A 12,172-nucleotide genomic window follows, 5' to 3' on the forward strand; every position below is an offset into this window, starting at 1 on the left:
GCGCCGCGCGGCGAGCGACCTTGGTGCCGGTGTGGTGCGCGACGGTGGCCGCGTCCGCCGGGGGTGCCCCGTGAGCCGAGCCGCCCTGGTCACAGTCGACGGCCGGCCGCTGGCCGACCCGTCCCGGCTGCGCGGCATCCGCGTCGCCGCCCGCCTCGACCGGCCGGCGCAGTGCGAGCTGACGCTCACCGCCGCTCCCGGCGCGGGCCCGCTCGACCCGCCGGTACGCCCCGGCGCCACAGTCGGCGTACGCCTCGACGGCCAGGCGGAGGCGCTGTTCACCGGCGAGGTGACAGCGGTCGAGCGGGAGTACGCCGGTGACGGCGTCGCACTGGCGCGGATCCGGGCGTACGACCCGCTGCACCGGCTGCGCAAACGGCAGGAACTGCGGGTGTTCGAGTCGGTGACCGCCGCCGAGCTGGCCGCCGAGCTGTGCGCCGGGCTGGGGTTGGGCGTGGCGGCGGAGGACGACGGGCCGCGCCTGGACCGGCTGCTCCAGCACCGGCACACCGACCTCGACCTGCTGTGCGAGGTGGCCGGCCGGGCCGGGCTGCACCTGAGCGCCGACGGCGACCGGCTGCGGATGTTCACACTGGACGGGTACGGGGAGCCGCTGCCGTTGACGCTCGGCGAGACGGTGCACGCGCTGCGGGTCACCGAGAACCTGGACCGGGCCGGCGCGGAGTGCGCCGTACTCGGGTGGCATCCGCAACGCGCCGAGGCGCTGAGCCAGCGCGCGGACGAGGCACGCAGCGGGCGGCGCATCCCGCTGCGCCCCGACCCGGGCGACGTCGGCGCGGGCCGCGTCCGCACCGCTGTCGACCAGCCGGGCCGCAGCGACGACGAGCTGGCGGCGCTGGCCCAGGCCGGGCTGGACGCCCGGGTGGCGGCGCTCGTCACCGCCGAGGGCACCGCGGAGGGCGACCCGGCGCTGCGGCCCGGCCGGCGGATCGTCCTCGCGGGCGTCCCGGAGCCGGTCGCCGGGGTGTACGTGCTCACCGAGGTGGTGCACACGGTGGACGCGGACGGGCACCTGACCCGGTTCTCCACCGCGCCGCCCGGCCAGCCGCCGTCGGCCGCGCCCCCGGCGGCGACAGTCACGCTCGGCACCGTCACGGACATCGACGACCCGGAGGGGCTGGGCCGGGCCCGGGTGACGCTCCCGGCGTACGGCGATCTGGACGCCGGCTGGCTCGCGGTGCTCTGCCCGGGCGCGGGCCGGGGCAAGGGGATCGTCGCGCTGCCCGACCCGGACGACACCGTGCTGGTGGCGCTGCCCGGCGGCGAACCCGCCTCGGGCGTGGTGCTCGGTTCGCTGTTCGGCGCGGTGGAGCCGTACGACACCGGGATCGTCTCCGGGCGGTCGCGCCGCTGGTCGATGCGGACCGGCACCGGGCAGTCGATCGTGATCGACGACGACGGCCGCACGCTGCGGCTGGCCACCGACGCGGGCAGCTTCGTCGAGCTGCGTCCCGAGCTGACCACCGTGCACGCCGCCGGTGACCTGGTGCTCTCCGCGCCCGGCCGGGCCGTCGTGGTGCGCGGCCGCACAGTCGACTTCCTGCACGCACCGGCGGCCGAGGACGCCGAGACCGCCGCCGCGCAGGCCCGTACGCTCGCCCGTTCCGCCGGAGGTGGCTGATGCGCTGGATCCACCGCGACTCGCTGATCACCTGCGGGCACGACGGGCGGGTGCGCAACCGCCCGTCCCAGGACTGGGTCACCGTCCAGGCCGTGCCGGTGCTGATCCGTCCCGACCCGGAGGGGCGCGACATCACCGCCTGCCCCAACTACGGCCCGACGATCAAGCCGTGCCTGCACACGCTGACCGTGACAGTGGGTTACAGCACGTGGGTGCGGGTGGACCGGCAGCCGGTGGTGCTGTCCCACCTGGACGGGCTGACCGACGGCACCCCGCCGGGCACCGTGCACCACCAGGTCCGCGACGTGCGGCAGGGATTCCTGGGGGCGGACGCATGAGGGCCTTCCGCTTCGTCGGCGCCGGTTTCGACGCCGGCCGCGCCGGTGGTCTCGCGCTCACCGCCGCCGGCGGGCTCGCCATGACCGACGGCGACGAGACGGTACGCCAGGCGCTGTACCTGCTGCTGTCCACCACGCCCGGGGAACGGCTGATGCGCCCCGGGTACGGGTCGCGGCTGCACCGGCTCGTCTTCGCGCCCAACGACGACACCACCGCCGGGCTGGCGATCCACTACGTGCGGCAGGCGATCCGGCGCTGGGAGCCGCGGGTCGAGGTGCTGGACGTGGACGCCGGTGGAGACCCGGACGACCCGTGGCGCCTGGTGATCCGGCTGGACTACCGGGTGCGGGCCAGCCTCTCCCCCGGCCACCTGGTGTTCTCCGTCGACCTGCTGCCCGCCGACGAGGAGACCGGAGACGAGGAGGGCACGCCATGACGCTGCCGGTGCCGCACCTGGACGACCGCGCCTTCCTCGACCTGGTCACCGAGGCGCGGGAACGCATCGCCCGGTCCTGCCCGGACTGGACCGACCTGTCCGCGCACGATCCCGGCATGGCGCTGCTGGAGGCGTTCGCCTACCTGACCGAGGTGATGATCTACCGGCTGAACCAGTTGCCGGAGAAGGCGTACGTGGCGTTCCTGAACCTGCTCGGCGTCACCCGGCACCCACCGGCGGCGGCCTGGGCGGACGTGCGCCTGACCCGGACCGGCCCGGACCGCGGCCCGGTGCGGGTGCCGGCCGGCACCCGGATCGCCGCGGCCCGCGGCGCGGACCCCCGGCCGGTCGTCTTCGTGACCACCGAACCGGCGGTGCTGCCCGCCGGGGAGACCACGGCGACGGTACGCGTGCACCACTGCGAGCCGGTCGAGGCGGAACTGCTGGGCACCGGCACCGGACAGCCCGGTCAGGTCCTCCGGGCCGCCCGCGCGCCGCTGACGCGGACCACCGAGGCGATTGACCTGCTGCTCGGGGTGGAGGTGCCGGCGGGTTCGGTGGAGCTGGGCGCGGCGGCCCGCGAGCACGAGGGGCGCACGTACGAGATCTGGCGGCCGGTGGACAGCTTCGCCGGGGTCGGGCCGCAGGCGAAGGTCTACCTGGTGGACCGGGCCTCCGGGGTGGTCACGTTCGCCCCGGCGCTGGACCTGCGCCCGGACGTGGGCGCCCCGGCCGTCGAGGGGGCGGCCGGGGCGACCACGGTGGCTGCGGTGCCGCCGGCCGGGCGGCAGGTGCGGCTCTGGTACCGCTGCGGCGGCGGGCCCGCCGGCAACGTGGCGGCGGGCGTGCTCACAAGCCTGCGCGACCCGCTGCCCGGGGTGAGCGTGGACAACCCGGAGCCGGCCACCGGCGGGCGGGAGCTGGAGTCGCTGGAGTCGGTGCTGGCGCGCGGGCCGTACGAGTTCTTCGCCCAGCAGCGCGCGGTCACCGCCCGGGACTTCGAGATCCTGGCCACCGGCTCCGGGGCGGTGGCGCGGGCGCGGGCGTTCACCAGGGCGGCCGTCTACAGCTTCGCCCGGCCCGGCGAGGTCGAGGTGGTGCTGGTGCCGTACGTGCCGGACGCGGCCCGCCCCGGCGGGCGGCTGCCGGTGGCGGTGCTGCGCGAGCACGAGGTGGAGGAGGCCCGCCGCCGGGTCGAGGCCGACCTGGAACGCCGCCGGGCCCTGGGTACGGCGGTGCGCGCGGGCTGGGCCCGCTACAAGGCGGTGTCCATCCAGGCGCGGGTGGTGGTGCGCCGCGAGGAGGAGGTGGACGCGGTGCGCCGCCGCATCCACGACCGGCTGCACCAGACGCTCAGCCCGCTGCCCACGCCGCTCAACCCGGCCGGGTGGGCCTTCGGCGAGCCGCTGCGCGCCTCGAACGTGTACCGGATGCTGGAGCACGCCGAGCCGGGCGTGCGCTACGTCGAGTCGGTGCGGTTCGTGGTCGACGAGGCCCCCGACGCGCGGGTGCGCACCGTGGCGGTCGACCAGTACCAGGCCGACACCTGGTACGCAGGCGGCGGCCCGGTGCTGTTCCGCTCCACGAACGCCGGTGCCGGCTGGGAACCGGCCGGCCGGTTCGACGGCGAGACGGTGGTGCGGGTGGTGCCCGCGCCCGCCCCGGTACGCCCCGGTGTGGTCCCCCGGGCCGGTTCGGTGGCGGTGGTGACCAGCCGCGACGCCGGTGGCTCCCGGGTGCGGCTGAGCACCGACCTGGGTGAGACGTGGACCCTGCTGACCGACCTCGACTCCGGTGTCCGCGACCTGGCCTGGATCGACCGGGACGGCACCGGCGCGCTGCTGCTGGCCACCGACACCGGCCTGTACGAGGTGCCGCTGCTGCCGAACGCGGTGCCGTTGCAGATCCTCGTCGACCCGGCCGACGCGGACCGGGGCTTCTACGCGGTGCGCGCGTTCGTCTCCGAGCGCGGCGCACCCGGCGTGGCGGTCGCCGCGCAGGCCGGATTCGGCGTCTACCTGTCCACGGCTGCCGGACGGCCCGGCACGTTCGCCCACGTCGGCCTCGCCAACGTGGACAACCGGGTGCTCGCCGTGCAGTACGACGGCCCGGCCACGCTGCTGTGGTGCGGCGCGGGCGAACCGGACCCGAAGAAGCCCGGCCAGGGCTGCCATCGCACCCGGCTGTTCGAGTCGGACGTGAAGTGGCAGTCGATGGCGTCCGGCTGGATCGGCGGCACCTGCCGCGACCTCGCCTTCAGCGGCCCGCTCGCGCTCGCCGCGACGCAGAGCGGCGGCGTGGTCCGGCTCGACACCCTGGCCGGGCAGCCTCAGTGGTCGCCGGTGATGGTCAACTGCGGGCTGCCGTTGCGGGACCGGACCCGGTTCGTCCCGGTCGACGCCATCGCCGCCACCGCGCCCACCGGCACGTCCGGCGCCGGGCGGCTGGTGCTGGCCGGCGGCGAGCGCGGCGTGTTCCGCAGCGGCGACGGCGCGGACTGGACCGCCAGCGCCAACCAGGCCACCGCCGACGTGGTCACCGTCCCCGGCACCTGGCTGCTCTGCTCCGGCGAGCACGACATCGAGGTGGTGCGGCAGGATGCGCCGAGCGGCGATTGAGCGGCTGCTTCCGGCCGCGTACCAGCGGGCCGCCGGCCCGGGCAGCGTGCTGGGCGCGCTGCTGGACGTGATGGAGGCGCTGCACGCCCCGGACGAGGCGGTGCTCGCCGACGTCGACGCGTTGTTCGCGCCGTACCGGACGCCGGACGGGTTCGTGGCGTACCTGACCCGCTGGGTGGCGATGGACCACGTGGTCGCCGCGCTCCGCGCCGACGCGCCACTGCCGTTGCCGGCAGGCCGCCTGCGGGACCTGGTGGCGCACGGCGCGCTGCTGGCCCGCTGGCGCGGCACCCCGTACGGGATGCGGACCGCGCTGGAACTGGCCACCGGCGTGACCGGGTTCGTGCTGGACGAGCCGCCCGATCGGCCGTTCCACCTGGTGGTGCGGGTGCCACCGGCCGCCGCCGGCCGGCTCGCGCTGGTCACCCGCATCGTCGAGGCCGAGAAGCCGGCCGCGGTCACCGTCGAGGTCGTCACCGGCCCGGACGGCCCGCCCTCCGAGCCGACGCCGCCCGACCCCGGCCCGCCCGCAGCGGGACCGCCGGAACCGGGCCCTCCGCCCACGCCCGGGCCGGACGACGCCGAGCCCGCCGCCGGGGTGGCTGCGGTGCGCGCGGTCGGCCGGGCGCACGTGCCCGCACCCCTGCCCCACGATCCGCCCGAGGAGCCGTCATGACCACCGAATGGACAGTCGTCGCCGCCGCCGAGCAGTTCACACTTGATGCCCGCAACGCCGGTGAGCTGACGTTCACCGTGTCCAACCCGGGCACCGCGCCGGACACCGTCGTCTTCGACGTCGCGCCCGGCGAGGGCAGCCAGCGGGCCTGGTTCACGATCGCCGAACCGCAGCGGGTGGTACCCGGGCAGGGGTCGGTGTCGTTCCTGGTCCGGCTCGCCGTGCCGCCCGGCACGCCGCCCCGGCGCTACGACATGACCGGGTTCGCGTACTCGGCGAACACCGCGCCGGAGGAGAGTTCCCGCTCCAGCGGCCGGGTCACGTACGACGTGCGGGCCGTCGTACCCCCGAAGCGCGCGCCGTGGCCGTGGATCGCGGCCGCCGCGGCGCTGGTGCTGGTCGTGGCCGGGGTGGTGGCCTGGCTGGTGACCCGCGGGCCGGACGCCCCGGCACCGCCGCAGGCGAATGCGGTGGCGGTGGAGGCGGAGACGCTCGTCGCCGGCGCTGCGGTGCAGTCCACCGGTGCCGTGAAGGCGGAGGTGGTGGCGCAGGAGAACTGCTGCGACGTGGAGTGGTCCGGCGACGCGCAACTGTTCTTCCTGGGCCGGGCGGTCGGTGACCGGGTGACGGTGCGGGTGGACGTGCCGTCCGACGGCACCTGGCGGTTCTCCACCGTCCGCACCACCTCGTTCGACTACGCGAACACGATCTGGCTGGTAGACGGCCGGCAGGTCGGCGACACGTTCTTCGGGTTCAGCCCGACGGTGGTCCGCACCGGCGAGGTGGACGTGGGCACAGTGGAGCTGGCCCGCGGCCCGCACACGCTGACGCTGGTGGCGGTGAGCAAGACCCAGGGCACCGACAGGTACTTCGCCGGGGTCGACGAGATCCGCTTCACGCCCGTCGTCCGGCCATGAGTGGGCGGCAGAAGCTGCTGCTGGTGGCGGTTGCTGTGCTGCTGGTGGCGCTGTACGTGACGGCGGTGGCCGGTCGCCGCGACGACCCGGGCGACCCGGCGGCCGGGCCGGGCGCGCTGGCCCGGCTCGGGCGCGGATCCGGGACGGTCGACCCGGCGACGGTGGCGGTGACGTGCCTGCCGCCGGCCGCCGAACCGGTCACCACCGCCGACGGGGTGGCGCTCACCTTCGGGACGGTGTGCCGGCTGCGGGTCGCCGACCCGGGCGCGCTGCGCACGCTCGTGCTGCGCGGCACGACGCCGTTCCAGGTGACCGCCCCCGCGCCCGGCGACGCGGACGTCACAGTCACCGACGAGGTCGCGCCGGACGCGGACGGCCCGGCGGTGACGAAGGTGGCTGTGGACCGGGAGACCGAGGTGCTCCTGCGCTGTCCGGGAGGTGGCGGATGCGCTGTCACGCTGGCCCGGTCCTGACCGGTACGGAGACGCGGCATGGGTGAGTTGCGCAAGCCGTTCCTGCTGCTGGCCCTGCTCGCGGTGGCGCTCGTGGTGGGCGTGGAGCTGGGCGCGGCGGCGCTGACCGGCGGCGGCGACGCCAGCGGCGCGCTGCGGGGCAGCGCCGGGCAGCTCGGCGTCGAGCTGGGCGACGTCGGCGCGGTGTCCGAGCCGTCCGGGCGCGGCATCGGCTACCTGGCGCTGATCGACGTGGTGGCGCTCTGGACGACCGGTCTGTTCTGCCTGAGCCTGGTGCTGCCGGACCGCGTGCAGGGCCGGGTGCAGGGCGTGGCCACGCTCGTCTTCTCGATCGTGCTGCTGCTGGTGTCGCTGGTCCTGCTGGTCGTCGCGTTCGTCGAGCTGACGGTGATGGTGTCGCTGTTCCTGGCGCCGCCGTTCGGCACGCTGGCCTACCTGGCGGTCTGGGGGTTCTTCCCGGTCGACGACGCGGCGGCGCTGCTCGGGCTGGCGCTGCTGCTCAAACTGGTCTGGGCCGGGCTGCTGCTCGCCGCCCAGCCCCGGTTCCTGCGCAACAAGGGCCTCGTCGCGCTGGCGCTGACCACGCTGCTGTGCACAGTGGTGCTGCAGTTCCTGCACGGCCTGGTGCCGGTGATCCTGGTCAGCATCCTGGACGACCTGGGCGCCGTGGTGTTCGCCGTGGTGGCGCTGATCTGGGCGCTGGTGCTGCTGATCGGGTCGATCCCGGCGATCGTCAAGGCGGTCCGGACCACCGCCACCACGTCCGGCCGTACGGTCACGTGACCGCGCGGCCGGTCAGGCGATCGCGGCCGAGGCGGCGGCGACGAACTGTTCCGCCGCCCGAGCCGGGGTGGCCCGGCCGGACTGGGCGTTCTCGGCGGCCTTGACCAGCTCGGACCTCACCGCGCGGTGTCCCTTGAGCGGTGGCCGCGGGCCGTCGCCGAACGTCTTCGCCAGCTCGGATCCGAACCGGATGGACCGCTTCACGGCCGGGTCGGTGACCGTCTCGCCGAGCTTGGCGCGCAGGTCGATGTTGGGCGGCAGGCCACGGTCGGTGCCGAGCAGCACTACTGCTTCGGGATCGTTGAGCATGAAGTTGATGACGTCGACCGCGGCGTCCTTCTTCCCGCTGCGCCTGTGCACCGACCAGTACGTCTCGGCGCGGGCCCACTGTGCGCTCGGGTCACCCGGGTACGCCACCACGCCCAGCTCGTCAGTGGTGCTCTTCTGCAGGTCCGGCATCTGGCCGGCCCAGACCCAGGACGTGGCCGCCCTGCCGGTGACCACCAGCTGCCTGGTGACGTCGCTGGTGTTTCCCTGGCGGATGACGTCCGGCGTCGGCGTCGCCCCCCGGTCGCGGGCGCCGGACCACAGCTCGAACCACCGCGTCACGTCCTCGACGGTGAAGCCGAGGCCCTTGTCCTGGTACAGATCCTTGCCCTGCTGGCGCAGCCACACCCAGAGCGCCTTGTCGTCGGCGCTCGGATCCTGGGTACCCGGGACCTCGGCCTTCCTCGTCACCTGCTCGGCCCAGGCGATGTGCTGCTCCCACGTCATGCCGGTGGTCGGCTCGGGCAGCCCGTGGCGGGTCAGCAGCGTCCTGTTGTAGACCAGGCCCTGGGTGTTCTCCCCGGCGGGCACGCCGACGAATTCCCCGTCCACGTAGCCGTACCGCCAGAGGCTGTCGTGCATCGGGCGGGTCTCCAGCTTGCGCGCCCCCTGGTAGTAGAGCAGCCCGGCGAGCGTCCGCCGCGCCGCGTACTCGGCCAGGTGGTCGTCGTCGATCTGGAAGATGTCCGGCGCCTTGTCGCCGGCGGTGAGCTCGGCCAGCCTGTCGAAGTAGCCCTGGTCGGTCTGCCAGGTCTTCGTGAAGGTCACGTTCGGGTGCTTCCTGGTGTAGAGGGCCAGCACCTCCTCGGTCAGCCTGGCCCGCGCTTCGGTGCCCGACCAGAAGACGGAGAGCTCGACCGGGGCGTCCGGGTCGACGGGCGCGTCCTCGTCGTCGCCGCAGGCCGCGGCGCCCGTCATCGGCGCTGCGGCCGCGCCGGCCAGCAGGCCACGCAGCAGCAGCCGCCGGGACAGAGGACTGGACAGCGACACGCCGTCGGCGTGCCTGGCAAGAGCGCGGATCAGATCCTCCTCGGCCGCCGGGTCCCCGTGTCGGCTACGAAGATACGGTCGTCGCGCCACCGGATCCACCACACGGCGGTCAGGTGGCCGCCCCGCCTGCGGCGAGCGTGGCCAGGCGCGGCAGTTGCGCCGGATCGGTGAGCGCCGACCCGACCGCCACCACGCGCGCCCCGGCGGCGAGGAAGTCACCCGCGTTGCCGGCGTCGACACCGCCGGTGGCCACGAACCGGGCCTCCGGCAGCGGCCCGGCCACCGCCCGGAACCACGCCGGGCCGAGGCTGACCGCCGGGAACGCCTTGAGCCACACCAGGCCGTGGTCGAGCGCCCGCTGCGCCTCGGTCGGGGTGGCCACGCCGGGCAGGTGCGGCACGCCGAGACCGGCCGCCGCGTCGGCCACCGCCAGGTCCAGGCCCGGCGCCACCGTGAACGCCGCCCCGGCGGCCACCGCGTCGTGGACCTGCGCCGGGGTACGCACGGTGCCCGCGCCGACGATCCGGTCCCGCCGCCGCCCGGCCGTCACGGCGGCGCGCAGCGCCGGCACCGCCTCCGGGGTACGGATGGGCACCTCCACCACAGCGATGCCGAGATCCCAGGCCAGTTCCGCCAGCCGGACCGTCTCCTCCGGCGGCAGGTCACGCAGGATCACCATCACCCGCGCGTCGCCGAACAGGGCCTCGAAGGCGTGCCCGCTCATCTTCCGCTCCCTTCCGTCACCGCTCGGTCCACGCCTCGTCCGGCAGCGCCAGCGCCCGCGCGATCGTCTCCCGGTCCGGCGGTGGCGCGGTGTCGCCCGCAACGGCAAGCACCGGCGCGGCGGTCAGGTGACCCAGCCGCAGGCAGGCTCGCAGGTCGAGACCGCGCAGCAGCCCGGAGAGGAACCCGGCGGCGAACGCGTCCCCGGCGCCGACCGGCTCCACCACGTCCACCGGCAACGCCGGCACGACCACCGCCGGCCCGGTACGCGGCAACGCCGTCGCGCCGACCGGCCCGTCCTTGACCACCACCAGCTCCGGGCCGGGCAGCAGCGCGCGGACCGCCACCGGATCGTCCACCGACCAGAGCACTGCCGCCTCGTCCAGCCCGACCAGCACCACGTCGGCGCGGTCGGCCAGGCCACGCAGGACCGGGCCGGCCCGGTCGGCGGGCCAGAGCGCCGGCCGGTGGTTCACGTCGAAGCTGACCCGGGCTCCCGGCAGCACGCGCCCGGCCAGCGCCGATGTCAGCAGGTCACGGCAGGTGCCGGAGAGCGCTGCGGTGATCCCGGACAGGTGCAGCAGCCGCGCCCCGGCGAGCCCGGGATGCGCCAGGTCGGCCGGGCCGAGGCGGCTCGCGGCCGACCCGGCCCGGTGGTAGTGCACGAGGGTGCGGTCCGGCCCCGGATCCTTCAGGTAGACCCCGGTCGGCGCGTCCTGATCGACGGTGACCAGTGAGACGTCCACGCCCGCGGCTGCGACCTCGGCCACCACCCGCCGGCCGAACGGGTCGTCACCGACCCGGCTGACCCACGCCGCGCGGTGCCCGAGCCGGGCCAGCCCGGCCGCCACGTTGGACTCCGCGCCGCCCACGCCGACCGCCAGCCGCGCGGCGTGCTCCAGCCGCCCGCCGTCATCAGGGGCGAGCACCACCATCGTCTCGCCCACGCAGACCACCTCCGGCCCGCTCCCGGCGCCGCCTCGGCCCTCGGCAGCGGTAGCGCCTCGGCCCGCCACAGCGGCACCGGGGGCAGGCGGCTCGCTCACCGGAGGACCGTCGCGTCCAGCCGGGCCGCCACGTCGGCCGGGTCGAGGTGGCCGTCGGCGACCAGCACCCGGTGCCGGTTGTGCCGGGGCTGCCCGGCGGCGACCACGGCCGGGGTGTCGAACGCGTACGCGACGCAGACTCCCGGGTACATGGCGCTGCGCGCGAACCACCTGTCGCCCGGCCCCAGACCGGTGAACACCAGCGTGTACGCGCCGCCACCCGGTGCCGTGGCGGTCAGCGCCAGCCAGGGCGCGGCCGAGCCGTTCACCGCCTCCTCGCCTGCCGCGTCGGCGGTCCGCACCAGCGGTTCCCCGTCGGCCACCGCCCGCCAGAAGAAGCCGCCGTACCCGGCACCGCCCGGCCGGCCGTTCGTGGCCGGGCTGCCCAGGTGCACGCCGGCGCCGGTGGCGGCGGTGAGCGTGGCGGACAGGTGCAGCCACCAGGCGTCCTCCCCGGCGGGGGTGGCGGTGATCCGCCGGTGTTCGCGCAGCAGCACCCGGCCGTGCCGGTCCCGCCATTCCAGGTCGTGGTCGAGCCGGTCGGCGGCGCGCTCCCGCCAGCCGGTGTGCGCGATGACGCCGTGGTCGTCGCGCCAGGTGTAGCCGCTGCCGCGCACGTACGTCCGGCCGCCCCACAGGTTGACGCCGTCCACGTCCTGCACGGCCAGCGACGCGCCGAGGTGCCAGACGTGGTCGGCCGGGAGCGCGTCGGTCACCGGGGTGCCGGCCCGGGTCCGTACCGGATGCAGGTAGGGCCGGGGCCCGTGGCGCGGGTCCAGGTCGGGCCGGAGCACGTACCGGGCCACCTCGGCACCGCCCACGACCAGCCGGGGTTCGACGGTCACGACGGCACCACCGGGCGGCGGGCATCCAGCGCGTGCAGCGCGGCGAGGGCGTAGCCGCCGAGGATCGGCACCGCGACCGGCGTGACCAGCACGGCCAGCACCAGGGCGAGGGCGCAGACGCCGGAGGCGGCGGCCCACACGCCGGGGCGCTCCGGGCAGGAACGCGCCACCCGGCGGGCGGCGGTCCGCCAGCCCCGGCCGCCGGTGCGCCCGACCGCGACGGCGACCAGGCCCGCGTACCCGAGCAGGGCCGCCACCGCGACGGTGGTGAGCGCGAGCGCGGGCCCGCCGCCGGGCACCCGGCCGGTGGCGAGCGCGGCCAGGTCGGCGGCGAGCAGCGCGGCGGCGGCGAGCGCG

12 protein-coding genes and 1 pseudogene are annotated in these 12,172 nt (G+C 76.0%); 8 read left to right on the forward strand and 5 right to left on the reverse strand.

The window, feature by feature from the left end; translation table 11 throughout:
- Positions 1–70 precede the first annotated feature (70 nt).
- The 8 genes from AB0D28_RS20205 to AB0D28_RS20240 are packed head-to-tail and all read left to right on the forward strand — an operon-like array spanning position 71 to position 7,884.
- A complete protein-coding gene (locus AB0D28_RS20205; RefSeq protein WP_357387816.1) occupies positions 71–1,642 on the forward strand; it encodes a phage baseplate assembly protein V in 1,572 nt (523 codons plus the stop codon).
- Positions 1,642–1,980, forward strand: coding sequence for a hypothetical protein (locus AB0D28_RS20210; protein WP_357387817.1), 339 nt, complete (start codon positions 1,642–1,644; stop codon positions 1,978–1,980). The genes AB0D28_RS20205 and AB0D28_RS20210 overlap by 1 nt, the downstream gene beginning before the upstream one ends.
- A complete protein-coding gene (locus AB0D28_RS20215; RefSeq protein ID WP_262011777.1) occupies positions 1,977–2,417 on the forward strand; it encodes a GPW/gp25 family protein in 441 nt (146 codons plus the stop codon). The genes AB0D28_RS20210 and AB0D28_RS20215 overlap by 4 nt, the downstream gene beginning before the upstream one ends.
- Positions 2,414–5,035 carry a putative baseplate assembly protein gene (locus AB0D28_RS20220; RefSeq protein WP_357387820.1) on the forward strand — a complete coding sequence of 874 codons (2,622 nt, stop codon included), beginning with the start codon at positions 2,414–2,416 and terminating at the stop codon, positions 5,033–5,035. The genes AB0D28_RS20215 and AB0D28_RS20220 overlap by 4 nt, the downstream gene beginning before the upstream one ends.
- Complete coding sequence (locus AB0D28_RS20225) at positions 5,016–5,711, forward strand: phage tail protein (RefSeq protein WP_357387822.1); 696 nt, start codon at positions 5,016–5,018, stop codon at positions 5,709–5,711. Before AB0D28_RS20220 ends, AB0D28_RS20225 begins: the two co-directional genes overlap by 20 nt.
- Positions 5,708–6,628 (forward strand): hypothetical protein, encoded by a 921-nt coding sequence (locus AB0D28_RS20230; RefSeq protein ID WP_357387824.1) that lies wholly within the window; start codon positions 5,708–5,710, stop codon positions 6,626–6,628. The genes AB0D28_RS20225 and AB0D28_RS20230 overlap by 4 nt, the downstream gene beginning before the upstream one ends.
- The gene (locus AB0D28_RS20235; RefSeq protein ID WP_357387826.1) at positions 6,625–7,101 is read left to right on the forward strand and encodes a hypothetical protein; all 477 of its coding nucleotides are present in this window, start codon (positions 6,625–6,627) and stop codon (positions 7,099–7,101) included. The genes AB0D28_RS20230 and AB0D28_RS20235 overlap by 4 nt, the downstream gene beginning before the upstream one ends.
- Positions 7,102–7,119: 18 nt before the next feature.
- Entirely contained in the window at positions 7,120–7,884 is a 765-nt protein-coding gene (locus AB0D28_RS20240) for a hypothetical protein (RefSeq protein ID WP_357387828.1), read from the forward strand.
- A gap of 12 nt (positions 7,885–7,896) precedes the next feature.
- Here the strand turns inward: AB0D28_RS20240 and AB0D28_RS20245 are convergent, their stop codons facing one another.
- The 5 genes and pseudogenes from AB0D28_RS20245 to AB0D28_RS20265 form a co-directional block, all read right to left on the reverse strand.
- A complete protein-coding gene (locus AB0D28_RS20245) occupies positions 7,897–9,129 on the reverse strand; it encodes an extracellular solute-binding protein (RefSeq protein ID WP_357387843.1) in 1,233 nt (410 codons plus the stop codon).
- 181 nt (positions 9,130–9,310) lie between these two features.
- On the reverse strand, positions 9,311–9,925 hold the full coding sequence (locus tag AB0D28_RS20250; RefSeq protein ID WP_357387830.1) for a bifunctional 4-hydroxy-2-oxoglutarate aldolase/2-dehydro-3-deoxy-phosphogluconate aldolase: 615 nt from the start codon (positions 9,923–9,925) through the stop codon (positions 9,311–9,313).
- Positions 9,926–9,941: 16 nt separating this feature from the next.
- Positions 9,942–10,871 carry a sugar kinase gene (locus AB0D28_RS20255; protein WP_357387832.1) on the reverse strand — a complete coding sequence of 310 codons (930 nt, stop codon included), beginning with the start codon at positions 10,869–10,871 and terminating at the stop codon, positions 9,942–9,944.
- Positions 10,872–10,966: 95 nt separating this feature from the next.
- On the reverse strand, positions 10,967–11,815 hold the full coding sequence (locus AB0D28_RS20260; protein ID WP_357387834.1) for a PmoA family protein: 849 nt from the start codon (positions 11,813–11,815) through the stop codon (positions 10,967–10,969).
- A pseudogene (locus AB0D28_RS20265) lies at positions 11,812–12,172 on the reverse strand (hypothetical protein); the annotation flags it as partial. The gene AB0D28_RS20260 and the pseudogene AB0D28_RS20265, both read right to left, overlap by 4 nt.

This window comes from Micromonospora sp. NPDC048169 (genome assembly GCF_040652815.1).
Lineage (GTDB): Bacteria > Actinomycetota > Actinomycetes > Mycobacteriales > Micromonosporaceae > Micromonospora.

Bases quoted from the DNA above. Each gene is read 5' to 3' on its own strand.
- AB0D28_RS20210 (WP_357387817.1), top strand. From the start codon at position 1,642: ATGCGCTGGATCCACCGCGACTCGCTGATCACCTGCGGGCACGACGGG.
- AB0D28_RS20215 (WP_262011777.1), top strand. From the start codon at position 1,977: ATGAGGGCCTTCCGCTTCGTCGGCGCCGGTTTCGACGCCGGCCGCGCC.
- AB0D28_RS20220 (WP_357387820.1), top strand. From the start codon at position 2,414: ATGACGCTGCCGGTGCCGCACCTGGACGACCGCGCCTTCCTCGACCTG.
- AB0D28_RS20225 (WP_357387822.1), top strand. From the start codon at position 5,016: ATGCGCCGAGCGGCGATTGAGCGGCTGCTTCCGGCCGCGTACCAGCGG.
- AB0D28_RS20230 (WP_357387824.1), top strand. From the start codon at position 5,708: ATGACCACCGAATGGACAGTCGTCGCCGCCGCCGAGCAGTTCACACTT.
- AB0D28_RS20235 (WP_357387826.1), top strand. From the start codon at position 6,625: ATGAGTGGGCGGCAGAAGCTGCTGCTGGTGGCGGTTGCTGTGCTGCTG.
- AB0D28_RS20240 (WP_357387828.1), top strand. From the start codon at position 7,120: ATGGGTGAGTTGCGCAAGCCGTTCCTGCTGCTGGCCCTGCTCGCGGTG.
- AB0D28_RS20245 (WP_357387843.1), bottom strand. From the start codon at position 9,129: ATGACGGGCGCCGCGGCCTGCGGCGACGACGAGGACGCGCCCGTCGAC.
- AB0D28_RS20250 (WP_357387830.1), bottom strand. From the start codon at position 9,925: ATGAGCGGGCACGCCTTCGAGGCCCTGTTCGGCGACGCGCGGGTGATG.